This is a genomic window from Kaistella faecalis (genome assembly GCF_019195395.1).
Classification (GTDB): domain Bacteria; phylum Bacteroidota; class Bacteroidia; order Flavobacteriales; family Weeksellaceae; genus Kaistella; species Kaistella faecalis.
On the sequence record NZ_CP078067.1, the window covers coordinates 685,541 to 703,803 of the forward strand.

15 protein-coding genes are annotated in these 18,263 nt (G+C 40.1%); 3 read left to right on the forward strand and 12 right to left on the reverse strand.

Features of this window, described 5'->3' with window-relative positions; genetic code table 11:
• Positions 1-2: 2 nt before the first annotated feature.
• From KTV93_RS03255 to aceB, 8 genes are all read right to left on the reverse strand, one after another.
• On the reverse strand, positions 3-2,873 hold the full coding sequence (locus KTV93_RS03255) for an alpha-amylase family glycosyl hydrolase (RefSeq protein ID WP_218249897.1): 2,871 nt from the start codon (positions 2,871-2,873) through the stop codon (positions 3-5).
• 127 nt (positions 2,874-3,000) lie between these two features.
• Complete coding sequence (locus tag KTV93_RS03260) at positions 3,001-3,729, reverse strand: DUF4230 domain-containing protein (protein ID WP_218249898.1); 729 nt, start codon at positions 3,727-3,729, stop codon at positions 3,001-3,003.
• Between the two features lie 81 nt (positions 3,730-3,810).
• Positions 3,811-4,350, reverse strand: coding sequence for a hypothetical protein (locus KTV93_RS03265; RefSeq protein WP_218249899.1), 540 nt, complete (start codon positions 4,348-4,350; stop codon positions 3,811-3,813).
• 14 nt (positions 4,351-4,364) lie between these two features.
• A complete protein-coding gene (locus KTV93_RS03270; RefSeq protein ID WP_218249900.1) occupies positions 4,365-5,351 on the reverse strand; it encodes a LuxE/PaaK family acyltransferase in 987 nt (328 codons plus the stop codon).
• A gap of 4 nt (positions 5,352-5,355) precedes the next feature.
• On the reverse strand, positions 5,356-6,138 hold the full coding sequence (locus KTV93_RS03275) for a UDP-2,3-diacylglucosamine diphosphatase (protein ID WP_218249901.1): 783 nt from the start codon (positions 6,136-6,138) through the stop codon (positions 5,356-5,358).
• Positions 6,139-6,166: 28 nt separating this feature from the next.
• The gene (locus KTV93_RS03280) at positions 6,167-6,610 is read right to left on the reverse strand and encodes a 6-pyruvoyl trahydropterin synthase family protein (protein WP_218249902.1); all 444 of its coding nucleotides are present in this window, start codon (positions 6,608-6,610) and stop codon (positions 6,167-6,169) included.
• A 150-nt stretch (positions 6,611-6,760) separates the two neighbouring features.
• A complete protein-coding gene (gene aceA / locus KTV93_RS03285) occupies positions 6,761-8,047 on the reverse strand; it encodes an isocitrate lyase (RefSeq protein ID WP_425256091.1) in 1,287 nt (428 codons plus the stop codon).
• A gap of 32 nt (positions 8,048-8,079) precedes the next feature.
• Entirely contained in the window at positions 8,080-9,657 is a 1,578-nt protein-coding gene (aceB, locus tag KTV93_RS03290; RefSeq protein ID WP_218249903.1) for a malate synthase A, read from the reverse strand.
• 178 nt (positions 9,658-9,835) lie between these two features.
• Here aceB and KTV93_RS03295 point away from each other — a divergent pair, with 178 nt between their 5' ends.
• The gene (locus KTV93_RS03295; protein WP_218249904.1) at positions 9,836-11,305 is read left to right on the forward strand and encodes a helix-turn-helix domain-containing protein; all 1,470 of its coding nucleotides are present in this window, start codon (positions 9,836-9,838) and stop codon (positions 11,303-11,305) included.
• Between the two features lie 49 nt (positions 11,306-11,354).
• On the forward strand, positions 11,355-12,005 hold the full coding sequence (locus KTV93_RS03300; RefSeq protein ID WP_218249905.1) for a ComF family protein: 651 nt from the start codon (positions 11,355-11,357) through the stop codon (positions 12,003-12,005).
• Between the two features lie 20 nt (positions 12,006-12,025).
• Here KTV93_RS03300 and upp read toward each other — a convergent pair whose 3' ends face one another.
• The 4 genes from upp to KTV93_RS03320 form a co-directional block, all read right to left on the reverse strand.
• Positions 12,026-12,676, reverse strand: coding sequence for a uracil phosphoribosyltransferase (gene upp, locus KTV93_RS03305; protein WP_218249906.1), 651 nt, complete (start codon positions 12,674-12,676; stop codon positions 12,026-12,028).
• Positions 12,677-12,757: 81 nt separating this feature from the next.
• Entirely contained in the window at positions 12,758-14,068 is a 1,311-nt protein-coding gene (der, locus tag KTV93_RS03310) for a ribosome biogenesis GTPase Der (protein WP_218249907.1), read from the reverse strand.
• A gap of 291 nt (positions 14,069-14,359) precedes the next feature.
• Positions 14,360-15,667: a UDP-N-acetylglucosamine 1-carboxyvinyltransferase gene (gene murA, locus KTV93_RS03315; RefSeq protein ID WP_218249908.1), complete on the reverse strand. Its 1,308-nt coding sequence runs from the start codon at positions 15,665-15,667 to the stop codon at positions 14,360-14,362.
• Between the two features lie 3 nt (positions 15,668-15,670).
• Positions 15,671-16,324 (reverse strand): DUF4290 domain-containing protein, encoded by a 654-nt coding sequence (locus KTV93_RS03320; RefSeq protein ID WP_218249909.1) that lies wholly within the window; start codon positions 16,322-16,324, stop codon positions 15,671-15,673.
• A 202-nt stretch (positions 16,325-16,526) separates the two neighbouring features.
• Between KTV93_RS03320 and KTV93_RS03325 the strand changes: the two genes are divergently transcribed.
• Positions 16,527-18,209 carry a CotH family protein gene (locus KTV93_RS03325; RefSeq protein ID WP_218249910.1) on the forward strand — a complete coding sequence of 561 codons (1,683 nt, stop codon included), beginning with the start codon at positions 16,527-16,529 and terminating at the stop codon, positions 18,207-18,209.
• The last annotated feature ends 54 nt before the right edge of the window (positions 18,210-18,263 follow it).

The window sequence follows — 18,263 nt, forward strand, 5'->3', positions numbered from 1 at the left end:
TGCTATTTCACCATCATCTTAGTAACAGCAACTCCTTTGTCAGATTTCAGTTGAATTAAATACATTCCTGTTTTCAATCCATTGATAGAAATGGCTTCGTCACCGTTATCCTTCGAAACTTTTACTGTTTTAACCAAAGCTCCGGTTAAGTCGTAAATCGCAACTGTTCCGTTTTTGGCGTTGGTATATCGCAGGTTTGCGGTTCCGTTGGTTACCGGATTCTGGGTTAAAGTTAAAGAAACTGCATTTTTAACGGCACCTGTTTCATCCGTTGCCAAAGCAGACGCATTTCCGAAGATTCGGAAGCCTCCCGGTTCAATGGTAATTGGCGCGGTGGTGCTGGAAACAGGCACCGAAGTATTATCCATTAAGTTCACCCAACTTCCGGTATAAGGGAAATCAGGAACGATATTCTGAGTGGTCAAAGTAAAGTTAGCCAAAATCACCACGTTCTTCAGTGCACTTGTAGCATTGTTATTCCAGATAAAGATTCTCGGCATCAGATTGCCGGATTCTACTGTAAAAGTTTTGGTATTGAAAACTTCATTTGAAAGTCTCAGTTCCAGAATTTTGGCCCATGTATCGTAAACTGATTTTCTTGCGGCGTCAGTATCATAACCCAATCCGAATGCAGTTGGTTTCGGACTCAGTTTACAGTCGCCCGGAATTGCATCGGATTCTGTGTTTACCGTAATGCCGTCTTCACAGGTATAGATACTTTTATCGAAACCAAGTTCAGCAAACTGCCAGATCATTTTCGGCCCCGGAACTGTTAAAAATACTGCGCCGTAAGCTTTCTGTCTCTGCAGTGCATTGTTCAGATCTCTTGTACTGTAGCCGGCGGTTGAAGCTCCAAAATTGATGTTTTTATACATGATTCTTTCTTCATCATGACTTTCACCATAACTCATGGCTCTTCTTTCTGAGAATCCGTGAGCTTCAAAATCAACTCTGTTAAAGTTACTGTTAGGTACAAATCCCATGGTATTTTCGTTGTAAGGATTGGTCTGTTTGTCCCACATCATCACACCCTTTCCTTCGCCAACACGGTAATTTGCCCACTGCCCTTCTTCGGAATCAGTTCCTAAATGTTCGAAAATAATATAGGAAGTCGGATCGTAGCTCCACTGCTTATCTGCGTAACCTCTTAAGGTATTCACCCTGTCCTGCTGGTACCCGTTGGTACATGCATCGTTGCCCGCGGTACAGTTCTGTGTAAATCCTTTGGTTAAATCCCAACGGAAACCATCAACTTTATACTCTTTAATCCAATGTTCGATGACACGGTCTACATAATATTTTGTTTCAGCTTTTGAATGGTTAAAGTCATTGAATACGCTGTAGGAATGTCTTGCAACCTGATTGAAATAAGGATTGTCTGCTGCCGGATCACCAAAGCCGTCGCCATCAGGATCAACCATCCACATTCTTTCGATTGGACTTCTTCCGGTGGCATGATTCAGCGCGATATCAAGAATAATTGCGATACCGTTTTGGTGGCATAAATCGATAAATTCCTTAAATTTTTCAGGCGTGCCATAAGCTTTATCCAAAGCATAATGGAAACCTGTATTATAACCCCAGGAATTATTTCCGTCGAATTCCATTACTGGCATTAATTCAATTGCATTGATTTTCAATGACTTTAAATATGGAATTTTATCAATCAAAGATTGCCAGGTTTTCTGAGTGGTGAAATCTCTTACAAGAAGTTCATATACGATTAGATTCTCCTTAGCAGGTTTATTGAAATTGGTTACCACCCACGGATAAGCAGGTTTTGCAGTCTGTATTACTGACACCTCAAAACTCTGTCCTGCCGGATAAGCTGGAAGGTTCGGATAAACCATCGCGTTCTGATTGATATACGGATCATCGTAAGGCGAAAGAACTAAAGGTGAATATGGATCTGCAACCTTAATTCCGTCGGCAGTTCTGTACTGGAAGGTATAGATTTGCTGCGGGGTAAGTCCGGTGATTTCTGTCCAGTAAAGATTGGGGTTCGTAGTATCTCTTTTCATGAGATAATTTGCACTTACAGTCCAGTTATTAAAATTGCCGATTACGTGTACATAAGCTTTACCAGGCGCATACAATGCCAGTCCCACTTTGGTAGCATCTGCAGGATCATAGCTGATTCCCTGTTTCATATACGCAGGAATTGGTGCACTTGTAACCGGTAAAGCTAAAGAAACGGTAAAAGTTTTTACTACCGGCGCGCCCCCTGTAGGATCACTCGCGCTCACTTCTATTGTTGCATCCTGGGTAACGGTGTAAGGAAAATTCAGGGTGGTAGAAGCCGCAGAACTGGTGTAAACCACATTTCCGTTGGCTTTTACCTGATAGTTCGCCGCTAGCGAGGAATTACCGGTAATGTTAATTACCGTTCCGGAATTTACTACATTGGTACTTCCGGGAAGCGGATTGGTAAGATTAAACTGAAACTTACCGACATTAAGAACAATATCCTGAGACTTTTGCGAACCATCAACCGTTTTTACCAGAAACCCAATTTTTGAAAGTGGATTTGCACGGTTACCGTAAAAAGATTTCACGGTATTCATCGTGAAGGTGTATGTTCCTGTTGTTCCTGAACTGGAAACGTAAGTCAGTTTGTTGGCCGGATTAGAAGCTGTCCAGCTTCCGTTTGTTGGCGCATCTGCCTGCACATTATTCGAATCGTATGACCAGGCCCAAAGGTAAAGTGCATGCGAACTTCCAACGGTGAAAGCGCTTTCATTTACTGTAAAGGTTACAGTAATCGCTTCGGTTTCATCAAATGTCGTAGGATTGACCGAATAAGATACAACCTGCTGTGCAACAGAAAAGTACGGCATTAATATGGCTAAAATCAGCGTGTAAAAATATTTCATTGTTGATAAAATTTTAGGATGTAAAAGTAGTAAAAGTTCTGACTAAAACAGTAATTAGTGTTTAATATTCTAATGATACTTTAATTGGCACTGAGTAATGATAAACTTCAACTTTACCCGAAAGTGTTTAGCTGTTAACATTCATTTTTCTGTAGTCGATCAGGTTTTTGCTTTCCGAGATTTTAGTGGGATTTTCAAGCAAAAAATTCTTTCCTGCCAAAAGTTCTGTGAGCAAGGTCCGCATCTGTTCTGCTGCCACTTCCGGAAGATGCGATTTCTTTGCTGCTTCGATCACCTGTTTCTTGCCGTTCTGTTGTACTTTCGCCAGGTCATCTTTGCTGAAAAGATTAAAGAACTGTTCCTCGATATTGTAGTATTTGTAATCGGTTTCTGTTGAGATAATTTCGGGAGCTGGAAAATTAAGAAGTTTCACTTTCCTATTCTGCTCATCCACTTCCCATTGAAATTTTTCAAAATCGTAACCCACCAAAACTTTCGCCTGAACGATCACCAACGCTTTCTTTTTGGAAGGAATAAAATTGAAAAGCTTCGTGGTTTCCTCATAATTGTAAATTTCATTGAAATGCCCCTCCGCGGAAACCACTTTGAAAACTTTGCGCATACTTTCGGCGATCGTATGGGAACTTTCGTTGATTACAGAAGGTTCTGAAACCAACTTTTTCGATGCTAAAAAAGCGATGACTCCGCCTAAAATCAATCCAAACAGAAGCATCAGAAGAATCATGATTGAGTTTACCGATTCCGACTGGGTCAGCTGATAGAGAAAGAATCCTAATAAAATCAGCATTAGAATTCCTACGGACCAAAGTATGATTTTGAATTTGTTTGAAGCCATTTGGTGAGTTTAAAATAAAGGTAACGATTTAGAAACCTTTCTTAAACATCAAAAAAAATGCTACAATTCAGCGCGGGAAGTTTATTTTTTCTGGAAAATTTTCGGCGGAAGTATGAGTTCCTCGAATTTACCTTTGGCTTCAAGCTTTTTCAGATAGAAATTTCTCGCCATTATTTTCAGCATTAAATCTTTATCCACTAAATTCCAGAAGGTCAGCTCATGAACTTTTTTAGGTTTCCGTATTTCATAGAAAACGGTTTCCCAAGTATCAGGATTATGATCAAATTCAATAATACCGCAATGTTCAGGGATTTTTTCCGCGTCGATCATTCCCATGGGCAAGAGAAAGCTGAACTGGTTGCAGATATAATCGCCGCAGGAAATTTTGTCGTGTTTCAGGAATTTTTCTTGCGTTTTTGAATTCTGGTAATTTTTTTTGAAATCATTTTTGAAATCGGCTTTCGAAAACTTAATTTCAAACTCATGACTGAAACCTTCTTCATTCACAATTAAAATGTCGGCTTCCCAATCGGAATGGAAATGATTGGTCAGCACCAAATCTCTCTCAAAGTCGTAAAACTTCGAGATAAAATTATAGGTAAGCTCTTCTACTTTAAGCATTTAAATAAAAAAAATTAAGAAACCAAAAGACTGCAGCCACGGATATCGGAATGGTCAATCCGACCCAAAACCTGAAATTTTCCGTTTTCAACCTTACCCAAATCCTGGGTCGCAATAAAGCTGCAGGAATGGATATTTGCCAGGTCAATGATATTAACTGCGCCCGTTCGTCCTTCTTCAACGTAAGAAAATGGATCTTCGGTATTCCTGATGAGAATCCGCATCCATTTTGGACTTTCGTAAATATTTTCTCCTAAAGAATAAGCCTGCGACAAAAGCTCTGTCATGGAATATTCTGAATAAATTTTTTCCGTTCCGAAACCTTTCTGCAAAATCCGGAGCAGTTCGTCTTTCGTCATTTCCTCCTTTCGGCCCTTCATTCCGCCCGTTTCTATCACTGTAAGTTTCTGAGTATTTAAATGATGAATGGACTGATCGTAACAGAAATCAAGGTAATCAAGCAACGCGAAAGAAACTCCGAACAGGATGACTTTTTTGTTTTCGGCTGAAAGTTTTTCTATAAGTTGAAATAATTCACCATGATTATACAGAAAGTAGCCGTTTTCAGGTTTCCCGGATTTTTTCATCAGGAAATCGACCATATAAATTAATGACGAGTTCGGATTTTCAGAATAATTGGGCAGCAGACCAAGGAAAATATACTCTTCCGGTTTCCCGATAAACTGCGCGAAACTCTCGTAAATGCTTTGTTCGTACAATCCAAAATCTGCGATATAATGTTTGGAACGCGTCATTTGAGTGGTTCCGGAACTTTGAAAATAATTTTCTGCAGTTGAATTTTTATCTAAAACCAAATGATTTTTGAACATTTCAATAGGCAGAAAAGGAATTTTTTCTACTGATTGAATTTCATCGGGATTAATGTTCAGATAATCCACAAACTTCCGGTAAACCTCCAAGTTCTCATATTGATAACGGAACGTTTCCAGACATTTTTTCCGGAAATCGGCTTCGTTTTGTATGTTAAAAATAGATGACATTATCTTAAACTTTGCTTGCATGCCCGAAGGTTTTCAATTTAAAATCCTCCTGAAATTCACCGTAAGTGAAATAGGAAATCCAGTCACCAAGGTTGATGTATTTTGCCGTATTTTGATTAGAGTTTAGATCCAAAACCATCGGTAAATGCCGGTGCCCGTAAATGAAATAATCAATGGGTTCCGTTTTCAGTTTTTCTTTGGAATAAATGATCAAAAATTCTTTGTCTTCCCCCAAAAAAGCTTTGTCTTCCTCACCGGAAATCATTTTATTCTGGGTAGAAAAATAAATCGCCACTTTCATCGCGATATCCGGATGCAGCCAACGAAATGCCCACTGCGCCACAGGATTCGTGAAAAGTTTCTTCATCCTTTTATAACCTTTATCACCAGGTCCCAGTCCGTCGCCATGTGCCAACAGGAAATTCTTCTCGTTGATTTCGAAATACTGTTTATCAAAAAAAACCTTGCAGCCGATTTCGTCCTCAAAATAATTTTTCATCCAGAGATCGTGGTTTCCCACAAACATGAAAAGTTCAATTCCTGAATCTTTCAGTTCGGCCAGTTTTCCTAAAACCCGCACATAGCCTTTCGGAATTACGTGATTCCATTCGTGCCAGAAATCGAAAAGATCGCCCATGAGAAAAAGAACCTGAGCATCCTTTTTAATCTCATCGAGCCAACGGATAAATTTTTCTTCCCGAACCTTGCTTTCCTTTGGATTTGGAGCGCCAAAATGCTGGTCGGATGCGAAATAAACTTTTTTATTAGGTTCTAGATTGATCTTCATGTCTTTCGGTACACTTTATTTTAAACTTCTAATTATCTTCTGCAAACCATTCTCCGTAAGAATTCTCGGTTTCGTGAAGTTTCAAATAAGCCAAAGTGACGTCTCCAGAAAGTTTGGATTTAATCTTTTCAGCGATATCATAAAGCATATTTTCGCAGGTCGGCTGGTAACTGCAGAAAATCACCTTATGACCTTTGTGCTCCAGATCTTCGCCCAGTTCTTTATGCGGAGAAGCGCCGTTAACCAAAACCGCATGGTCCCAGAGATCGATGATTTCAGATTTTACGATTTTCTTGATGTCGCCAAAATCCACGACCATTCCGTTTTTGGGATGATCCAGATCATTGATTGGATTTCCTTTTACGGTGACAAAAAGTTTATAGGAATGCCCGTGCATATTTTTGCATTTCCCGTCGTAATTGTAAAGAACATGCGCGGTCTCGAAGGTGAAAATCTTGGTAATTCTAATCATTCTGCAAAGATAAGATTTTGAGAGGATAATGTGATGATTTGGAAATTGTGATGATGCGATGATGAAATACAGAATCTTTATACAAGAAAATCCTCCTGCAAAAATGCAAGAGGATTGATTAACAATTATATAAATAAAAAACTACTATATTTAGTGAAACTGTGCAGATTCAGTAGAATCTTTCATCGCCACAACGGACGAGTTTCCTGCTGTAATAACGGTTTGAAGTGCATCGAAATAACCGGTTCCTACAAAACTCTGGTGTTTCACCGCGCGGAAACCTTCTTTCTGCAAAGCAAATTCTCTTTCCTGAAGTTCGCTGTAACCGGCCATTCCGCGTTTTTTGTACGCCAAAGCCAATTCAAACATTGATGTATTTAGGGCATGGAAACCGGCAAGCGTTATAAACTGGAATTTATAACCCATTTTCGCTAATTCTTCACGGAAAGTTTCCATTTCCGGAACGGAAAGTTTGGCAGCCCAATTGAAAGAGGGCGAACAGTTGTAGGCCAGCATTTTTCCCGGAAATTTCGCGTGGATGCCTTCAGCAAATTTTCTTGCATAATCCAAATCCGGGTTTGAGGTTTCCATCCAGATCAGATCTGCGTAAGGTGCATAGGAAAGTCCTCTGTCGATGCCCTGCTCGACTCCGTTATTTACTTCAAAAAAACCTTCTGTCGTTCTTTTTCCGGTCACAAATTTCTGATCGCGTTCATCAATATCAGAAGTCAGCAAATCAGCCGCGTCAGCATCCGTTCTGGCTACCACAATGGTGGGAACTCCGCAAACATCGGCTGCAAGTCGTGCTGCAATAAGTTTGTTAACCGCTTCCTGAGTTGGAACAAGAACTTTTCCGCCCAAATGTCCGCATTTTTTAGCGGAAGATAACTGGTCTTCGAAATGAACTCCTGCTGCACCGGATTCAATCATTTGCTTCATCAGTTCGTATGCATTCAAATTCCCTCCGAAACCGGCTTCAGCATCAGCCACAATCGGAACAAGATATTCTTTTCTGTTGACTTCATCCACTTCGTTGACCGACTGAATCTGATCAGCTCTTAACAAAGCATTATTAATTCTTTTCACCACACTTGGGACAGAATTCGCGGGATAAAGACTCTGATCCGGATACATTTCGCCGCTTAAATTGGCATCTGCAGCAACCTGCCAGCCGGAAAGATAAATTGCCTCCAAACCTGCATCTACTTCCTGCACTGCCTGGTTTCCGGTAAGCGCGCCTAATCCTGCGACAAAATCCTGATTATTGAGTTTCTCCCACAGTTTCTCTGACATGAGTTTGGCGATGGTGTAATCGAGCTGGTAAGAACCTCTCAATTTTAATACTTCTTCTGCGGAATACGGTCTTTCAACACCGATCCATCTTGGGTTTTCCAGCCAGTCCTGTTCAAGCCGGCGGATTTGTTCCTGATTTTTCATAATATTTTGGATTTGATTTTTTAGTGAAATACTTAAATGAATTGATAGGCTTTCAGGGTCAGGAATTCTTCGAAATGGTCATTCAGAACTAAGTCATCAAAAATTTCTGTCGCTAACCCGAATTTTCCGTTATGATAGCGCTCTTCGCCTACGTAGTTTTTAATCTTCTGAAGTTCTTCTTCCTGCCACTGCAAAACCATCGCGGGCAATAAGGTTCTCCCGTCATCCAGTTTTGCTTCATTTTTAAGCCACTGCCAAACCTGCGTTCTGGAAATTTCAGCGGTTGCAGCGTCTTCCATTAAATTATAAAGCGCGGCGGCTCCGATTCCCATCAGCCAGGATTCGATGTAGAGAATTCCGACGTTGATGTTTTTCCTGACCCCATTTTCTGTGATAGTGCCTTTTGGAATTTCGAGCAGATCAGCTTCTGAAATGTGATATTCTTCAAACTTTTTTTGAATCTGGTTTTTCTCAGGCATCAAATCATCAAAGATTTTTTTTGCCACAGGGACGAGTCCGGGATGCGCGACCCAGGTTCCGTCGTGTCCGTTTTTCACTTCTCTTTCCTTATCGGCACGTACTTTCGCGTATGCAATCTCGTTTTCCTCTTCGTTGTTTTTCACCGGAATCTGCGCTGCCATACCGCCCATTGCGTGTACATTTCTTTTGTGGCAAACCTGAATCACCCGTTTTGAATAGGCACTCATAAAAGGAGAAGTCATGGTCACCTGATCTCTGTCCGGCACGAGAAATTCCGGCAGATTTCTGAATTTTTTGATGTAGGAAAAAATATAATCCCATCTTCCGCAATTGAGTCCCGCACTGTGTTCTTGAAGTTCAAATAAAATTTCGTCGAGCTGAAAAGCCGCGGTAATGGTTTCGATAAGAACAGTAGCTTTGATGGTTCCCTGTGGGATTTTAAGGTAATCCTGAGAAAATTTAAAAACTTCATTCCACCATCTCGCTTCAAGATAATGCTCGAGTTTTGGAAGATAGAAGTAAGGTCCGCTGCCGTTTTCGATGAGTTTCTTGGCATTTCTGAAAAAATAGATTCCGAAATCAGTTAAGGAAGCTGAGACTCTTTCCCCATCAATTTCAATATTTTTCTCTTCAAGATGCAATCCTCTCGGACGAACCAATAAAACAGCTGTTTTATCATTCAGCTCGTAACTTTTACCGTTTTCATTTTGGAAACTGATGGTACGGTTTACGGCATCGGAAAGGTTTTTTTGCCCCTCCATGCAGTTTTCAAATGTGGGAGAATTACTGTCCTCAAAATCGGCCATAAATGTTGAAGCACCTGAATTTAGGGCATTGATGATCATTTTACGTTCCACCGGCCCGGTAATTTCTACTCTTCTGTCGAGTAAATCTTCAGGAAGCGCGCTGCAGATCCAATCAGTTTCTCTGATTTCTTTGGTTTCGGGTAAAAAAACGGGAAGATGGTGATGATCAAATTCAACCTGTTTCATCTTTCTGGCAACAAGCAGTTTATTTCTTTCCGCATTAAATCTTACGTGAAGCTCGATAAGAAAATCGATCAAATCGGAAGTAAAAATATCTCTATGAGGTCTGTCTGCCAGAATTTTAAATTGTGTTGCCGTCTCCATATTAATTAATATTTTGTGATTAACATATGGCAAATCTAAATAAAATTTTTCACTTACAGCGAACGTTCGCTAAATTTTAAAATAAATAATTATGCGAACACCAGTTCTTTTTTAATTAACTTTGTAACCATCGCATTTCTAAAACTATTTAGAAAGATTATAAATTTAAACTGAGACTATGAGGCACGACGGCGAATTCATTAAAACCGTTTTCGGACTGAAAATGAAACAGTTCCGGCAGAAAAGAAATATTTCCCTGCAGGAGCTTTCTAACCAAACCGGATTATCAAAATCGTACCTTAACGAGATTGAAAACGGCAAAAAATATCCAAAACATGATAAAATCGCGCAACTTGCAACGGCCTTAAATTGCACTTACAACGATTTAGTTTCAACAAAACTCGACAAAAGCCTTTCGCCGATTGTAGAAATAATTCAGTCGGATTTTTTTAAGGAAATACCACTTGATCTTTTCGGGATCAACAAAAATAACCTCATCAGCATCATCAGCGATGCCCCGAAAAAAGTCACCGCTTTCGTCAACACATTGATTGAAATTTCAAAAAACTATAATCTCAGCAAAGAGCGTTTCTATTTCGCGGTAGTGAGGAGTTTCCAGGAACTTTATGATAATTATTTCCCGGAAATAGAGGAAAAAGCTTCTGCGTATTCAATAGAAAACCAGATTCCATACAAACCTAATTCTGCAGATCTTGAAAAAATTCTGACCGAAAAGTTTCATTATGAAATCAGAAATGTCGGTTTTGAAAAATATGGCGCAACAGGAAAACTGCGTTCACTTTATATCCCTGAAAAAAGGCTTCTGCTGTTGAATGAACTGCTGGATGAGGATCAGAAAACCTTCATTTTTGCCAAAGAAATCGGTTATAATGTCTTGAATCTTAACCCAAGACCCAATACGTATTCATGGCTGGATTTCACGAGTTTCGAAGAATTGCTCAGCAATTATTACGCATCGTATTTTGCAGGCTGTCTTTTGATACACAAAGGAATTCTGACAGAAAAACTCTCACAGTTTTTCAGATTGGAAGAATGGGAACCTGAGAATTTTGAGAACTTGATTGCAGAATTCACCAATTCTCCCGAAACGTTCTATTACCGGCTTACCAATATTCTGCCACAGGAGCACGGAATCAAGGATTTGTTCTATCTGTGTTTCACGAAAAAGAAAAATTCAGAAAAGCTCGAAATCCTGAAGGAACTTCATCTGAACCAGCAGCAGGCGCCGCACGCCAACGCGACGAACGAACACTACTGCAGACGGTGGATTGCTGTTAAAAACCTGATGATTCTAAAGGAAAATGAAACGGTAACCGACGCGCAGATTTCTCATTATAAAGACAGCGGACTTACTTATCTTGTACTTTCAACTTCGCAGAAAAATCCTTTTTCCGATGGAACAAACAGAAGTTATTGCTTAGGAATTCTGCTGAATTCAAATTCTTTGAAAAAAATAAATTTCGCTAAAAGCGACCGAATCAAAACTGTAAACGTTGGCGTAACCTGCGAAGTCTGCAGCATCCCGAACTGCGAAGTCCGACAGGCGCCACCCGTGCGCCTGGAAAAGGAAATCTTTAATGAAAACATGAAAAAATCAATCCTGATGATTAAAAAAGATATGATGTAGATTTTGGAGCGCTGAAATTTGTAACTTTAAATTCACCAAACATCAGATTGTGATTCTAAATTTACTGTTTCCGAACCGCTGCCTCGAGTGCAACCAAATTATCAGTGCTGATGAACTCGTATGCGGAATCTGCATGGACCAGATTCTGTTTACCCATCACGATTTTTCTGAAAGCAACCTGCTGAAAGAACGTTGTTCACTTTTATTTCCCGTTGAAAATGCATTTGCCCTGATGCAGTTTGAAGAAGAAAGTTTAAGCCGCAAAATCGTTCATCAACTTAAATACGGAAGCCGGGAAAAAACAGGAAAAATACTGGCAGAATGGACAGGTGAAAGAATTCATTTTGATGACAACAAACCCGATCTCATGGTTTCTGTTCCGCTACATCCGAAAAAACTAAAGGAAAGAGGCTATAACCAGCTTCATCTTTTTACCAAAACTTTATCGGAAACACTCCAAATCCCCTTCGATCATCATTTGATCAAAAGAAATTTTTACCAAAAAGCCCAGGCAAAGAAAGACAAATCGCACCGAACTGAAACTGAGAATCTTTTTTCAGTGACGAAGGAAATTTCAGATAAGCATGTCTTGCTGATTGATGATGTTTTCACTACCGGAAATACCATGAGTTCCGTTGCGTGGGAAATCCTGAAAGCCGGTAACAATAAAGTTTCCGTTCTCGTAATGGCGGTTGATTAAGGTTGAGGTTGAGGCTGAGATTATCGCTGAAGTTTTTCGCCGTACGATAAATCACCCGCGTCTCCAAGACCGGGAGTGATATATCCTTTCGATGTTAAATTTTCATCAATAACTCCAACCCAAATTTGCGCATCCGGATATTCGTTCTGAATGGTTTCAACGCCCTGTTTTGATGCAATTGCTGCAACAATGTGTAGTTGGGTGGGTTTACCGTGGTTCAGCAAATCTTTAATCGCTTCAATTAAACTTGCACCGGTAGCCAACATGGGATCGGCTACAATCAAAGGTCTTCCATCGATATTGGGGCAGGTAAGATAATCCTGTTTAATCGAGAAATAATCGTTCGCATCATGTTTTCTGTAAGCGGCAACAAAACCGCAGTCTGCTTTATCAAGATAATTCAGAATTCCCTGAAAAAGAGGAACGCCGGCTCTTAAAATCGTTGTAATAACAGGCTGAACAGCGATTTCCTTAACCTGAATTTTATCCAAAGGAGTTGCAATCTCCATCTCCTTAACTTCCAGACCTTTGCTGATTTCGAATGCTGCAATTTCACCAATGCGTTCCATATTTCTGCGGAATTTCATGCGGTCATTTTGCAGTTCTACGTTTCGGAGTTCATTGATCCAGGTATTGACAAGGGAGAATTGATCGGATAAAACGGTAATCATAGTAGTTATTTGTGCGGTAAAGTTCGGGAAAATATAATGTATTAAAAAGCCTTTCAGAAAAATTCTGAAAGGCTTAGGTTTTTACTTCTGACGGAAATATATTTCAATAGGAACACCAGTAAAACCAAACTGTTTCCGCAGCTGATTTTCGGTAAACCTCTTGTAACTTTCTTTTACGTATTGAGGAAGATTGCAGAAGAATACAAATTGCGGACTCGGCGTGGGAAGCTGTACACAGTATTTAATTTTCACATACTTTCCTTTGATTGCAGGCGGCGGAGTGTGTTCAAAAATCGGCAGCATGACTTCATTGAGTTTTGAGGTCTTGATTTTCTTCGCGCGGTTTTCATACACCTCCATCGCTACTTCGACTGTTCTCAGAATTCTCTGTTTGGTTAAAGCTGAAACGAAGAGGATTGGAATATCTGTAAACTGACCAATTCTTTCCTTAATCTGGTTCTCGAAATCCAGCGCGGTATTGGTTTTTTTATCTTCAACCAAATCCCACTTGTTCACCACGATTACAATTCCCTTTCTGTTTTTCTGAGCGAGTCCGAAAATATTCATATCCTGGGATTCCCATCCTAAAGTAGCATCAACCATGATGATCACAACATCAGAATACTCAATAGAACGTATGGAACGCATCACCGAATAAAATTCCAGATCCTCCTTCACTTTGGCTTTACGGCGCATTCCGGCTGTATCTACCAAAACAAACTCGTGTCCGAATTTGTTATACAGCGTTTCAATGGAATCCCGTGTAGTTCCCGCGATATCAGTTACGATATTTCGTTCTACATCAAGCAATGCGTTGGTTAAAGTTGATTTTCCGACATTTGGTCTCCCTGCAATGGTGATTTTAGGTAATCCTTCAAACGGATCTTTATATTCTGTGGTTGGGAATTCATTCACGATATCATCCAGCAGTTCTCCCGTTCCGGATCCTGTTGCAGAAGATAAAGTGTAGTATTTTTCGATACCTAACTGATAAAATTCGGTAGCAGCGAGTTCTTCGGTAGCTGAATCAACCTTGTTTACCGTAACATAAACCGGCTTATTCGAACGGCGGAGCATTTCATGGATTTCCTGATCGGTATCCGTTAATCCTTCGTCTACATTCAGCATGAAGATGATTGAAGTAGCTTCGTCAATTGCCAACTGTACCTGTTTCGAAATTTCTTCCTGAAAGATATCATCAGTATTAACCTCATAACCACCAGTATCAATTACAGTGAATTCGATTCCATTCCAGTCAGATTTGCCGTAATGGCGGTCTCTGGTAACTCCGGAAGTTGAATCTACGATAGCTTCTCTTCTCTCTAAAAACCGGTTAAAAAGGGTTGATTTTCCTACGTTGGGGCGCCCAACGATCGCAACGATATTGCTCATTAAATTTTGTTTAATAATGTAATTATTAATGGGTTACTCGAACTTTTCGAGCCCAAAAATTTTTGCAAAGATAGTCTATTTAAATTTAGGAATACGGGAGAACTCCGATAAAACATTCGTAGCCCCGATGGAAACGGCATCCTTTTTTGGTGACTGAGCGGAAGCGAAATCACCAAAAAAGATAAAGTGGACAGCGGGTGAAGACTTGAAAAGAAAACTAAACCTTGGTTGCTCCCCATAAAAAAGCCATTTCCCCGAGAAAATGGCTTTGTATATTTTACTTTTTCTGAATTAAATTCTTTCGATGTCCGCGCCGAGTGCTTTCAGCCTGCCGTCGATGTTTTCATAGCCACGGTCGATTTGCTCTATATTGTGGATTGTTGAATTTCCTTCCGCAGAAAGTGCCGCGATCAGCAATGCGTTTCCGGCTCTGATATCCGGGGAAATCATTGTTGTACCGCGTAATGGCGACTCATGATTTAAGCCCACTACCGTTGCTCTGTGCGGATCACACAGAATAATCTGCGCGCCCATATCGATGAGTTTATCGACGAAGAACAAACGGGATTCAAACATTTTCTGATGCACAAGAACAGTTCCTTTAGCCTGAGTTGCCACCACCAGAATAATAGAAAGCAAATCGGGTGTAAATCCAGGCCAAGGCGCATCTGAAACCGTAAGGATGGAACCGTCGATAAATTTCTGGATTTTATAATGGTCCTGTGCCGGAATATAAATATCGTCGCCACGCTGCTCAAGGCTGATTCCTAATTTTCTGAAGGTATTGGGAATAACGCCCAACTCGTTCCAGTTCACGTTTTTAATGGTGATTTCCGATTTCGTCATGGCTGCGAGGCCAATCCAGGAACCGATTTCAACCATATCCGGCAACATGGTGTGTTCTGTCCCGTGCAGCTGATCAACTCCTTCAATAATCAACAGATTAGAGCCGATTCCGGAGATATTGGCACCCATTCTGTTGAGCATTTTACAAAGTTGCTGCAGGTAAGGTTCGCAGGCCGCATTGTAAATACTGGTTTTTCCTTTGGCTAAAACGGCCGCCATTACAATATTGGCGGTTCCTGTTACAGAAGCTTCTTCCAACAGGATAAATTTCCCGTGGAGTTCCTTGGCCTTTAATGAATAAAGATATTCGTTTTCGTCATAGTGAAATTCGGCACCGAGTTCCACAAAACCCTGGAAATGCGTGTCCAGACGTCTTCTTCCGATTTTATCACCACCGGGAGTCGGCATATATGCTTCGCCAAATCTTGCAAGCATTGGTCCCAGAAGCATAATAGAGCCGCGGAGTTTAGAACCGTCTTTCTTAAAATCGTTGGACTTGATATAATCAAAGTTTACAGCATCTGATTTGAAAGTGTAATCTCCATGAGCATTTTTAGTAATTTTCACCCCAAAATCCCCAAGGATTTCAATCAGTCTGTTGACATCGTGGATGTCGGGGATATTTTTAACCCTTACTTCATCGTCGGTCAGCAAAACCGCACATAAAATTTGAAGCGCTTCATTTTTCGCTCCCTGTGGAGTGATTTCACCCTGCAGCTTTTTCCCGCCTTTTATTTTAAATGATCCGCTCATCTTTTACTTCCGATTTTTGTTGTTGTGAAAATTTCTTCTTTTGTTTTGGCTGTTCTGTGCCTGATTCTGGTTGGTTCTGCCTGTGTTTTTGTTGGTTCTGCCGCTTGCGTAATAAATTTTACTTTTCTCGAGCGAGTCTAAACCGGTAAGATCTAGCCGGTTTTCCGAAAGATCTTTCAGATGTCTGAAAATTACCTCGTCCTGTACATGTTCTTTGTTGTAAACATTGTAGGATTTTTTCATGTTGTTTGCGATGACCTGAATTAAGGCGTCTTTTTCGTCACCGGGCTCAAGCTCAATAGCTTTTTCGATGAGCTGAAGGATACTTTTCCCGTAAAATTTGAAATCCCCCTGAAGCTTTGGATATTCCATTTTTTTAGGTTTTTCACTAAGTTCTTCAATCGTGGGAAAGGGGTAAGGCGAATCTACATCCAGATCATAATTTGAAAGGATAAAAAGATGGTCCCAAAGCTTATGTTTATAGTTTTCTTCGTCGCGCAACTGGGGATTTCTCTGCCCCATAAAATCTACGATCGCCACTGCCATTTCATTCCGTTCTTCTTTTGTAGCCAGTTCTTTGCAGCGCTCAACAAGCTGCTGTATAATTCTGCCGTATTCGGGCATATGCAGTTGCGGTCTTGTGGTATTGTATTCCATGGGTGCAAATATATTGAAATATTGAATAGAATGGTTTTTCTGTTGCAGAATAGATGAATAGATATACTATCAGAAATAATAGATTCGGCATATTTAAAGCAGGTAAAAAGTTCTGCCAGCATGATAAATAACATATTTGAATAGTGGTTAGTATTAAGTTCATCATGGATAGTATTATTATCTTTGACCCAAATCATAATTAATGTATCGTAAATTTTACTTCCTATTTTCGCCCTTTCTGTTATTTGGGCAGACCACTATCCACGAAAATTCTTATGCAATTGATTCGACCCGATCCATGATTGTTGTCAATCAAAAAATTACTGATCTTAACACATCATATCCCGGTGAAAAAGCTACTATCGCAATAGGTGACAACCTTTATGCGCTGGCCGATCCCGTGACGCACTTTGAAAGTGGTAAAGGCTATGAGATTAATCTAAATGGTAAATCTTTTACGCTCTATTTCTCTAATCTTCCTATGATAAGAATGACAACCACACGAGAAATTTCGGACTCTCCTAAAATTTTAGGCCATTTTGAAATTAAAGTTCCTGAAACACCGTTGATTTCCTCAGCGATCGGAGTAGAATATCGAGGAGCCACCTCTCAGTCGTATCCCAAAAAATCCATGGAAATTGAATTTTGGTTGGATGACAATGGCAATGAAACGCAAGAATTTTCGTTACTGAACCTTCATAAAGGTGACAGCTACAACTTGCAAGCCATGTATAATGAAAAACTTCGAATCAACAGCAAAACAAGTAACGAACTCTGGCAGAAAATATACCCAAATGTTCATTATAAAAACGATGAGAACGACGCTAAAAGCGGGGTCCAGATGAAGTACGCCGATTTATTTTTAAATGGTGAATACCGCGGAGTCTACGCAATAGGTGAAAAAGTGAACCGGAAACTCTTAAAACTGAAAAAAAATGATAACACCGAAATAAAAGGCGAACTTTACAAGGGTGATCAGTGGGGCGGTGCTACAACTTTTACTGGGTTAATTCCTTTCGATAACAACTCCGACTTGTGGGATGGTTATGAGTATAAACACCCAAAAGACATTATTAGGTGGGAAAACCTCTATAATCTAATCGACTTCGTACTCAATGAAGATGATGAAACATTCAACGCAATATATTCATCAAAATTGGATGTAGACAATATGGTTGATTATTTTATCTTCCTGAACCTAATACGTGCGACCGACAATACAGGTAAGAATATTTATCTGGCAAAATACAAGAAAGATGGCCCATACTTTTATGTACCTTGGGATCTGGATGGTACCTTCGGATCAATATGGGACGGTACAGAAGAGAATGTCGTTGACGATCTGCTTTTTAACGGGCTTTACACAAGATTATGGCAGGAACCAGGTTTTCGCAGCAAACTTGCCGAAAGATGGGCGCACTTACGCACGAATATAATAACCAAAGAAAACCTTGCAGAGATGCTGAACAATAACATAGAGAAACTTCGTAATAGTGGCGTATACGAAAGAGAAGCACGCGTTTGGGAAGCATATGAATTCGCCCCTGACATGATAAATTACCAAACTAACTGGCTCGGAAGAAGAATAGATTTTCTGGATTCAATTATGAAGAGCCTAAGCACTACGGATGCTAAGTTAAAGAACAGCTCCTTATCAATCTACCCTAATCCTGCGTCAGAATTCTTCTACATCAATCCGGGAAACATTAGAAACGCAGACCTTCAAATTATCGATTTTTCCGGAATGCAAATTTTCAGTAAAAAATTTGGAAACATTACAACGCAAGTACAAATCCCCCTTAATAAAATTCCAGAAGGAATATATTTCGTAATTTTAAAAGGAGATGCGGAGGTCAAAACCGCGAGGCTCATTGTTAAAAAATAAGGTGGGTAAATATGCAAAGGTTAATGTCCGGAATTTTTTCCGGACATTATTAGT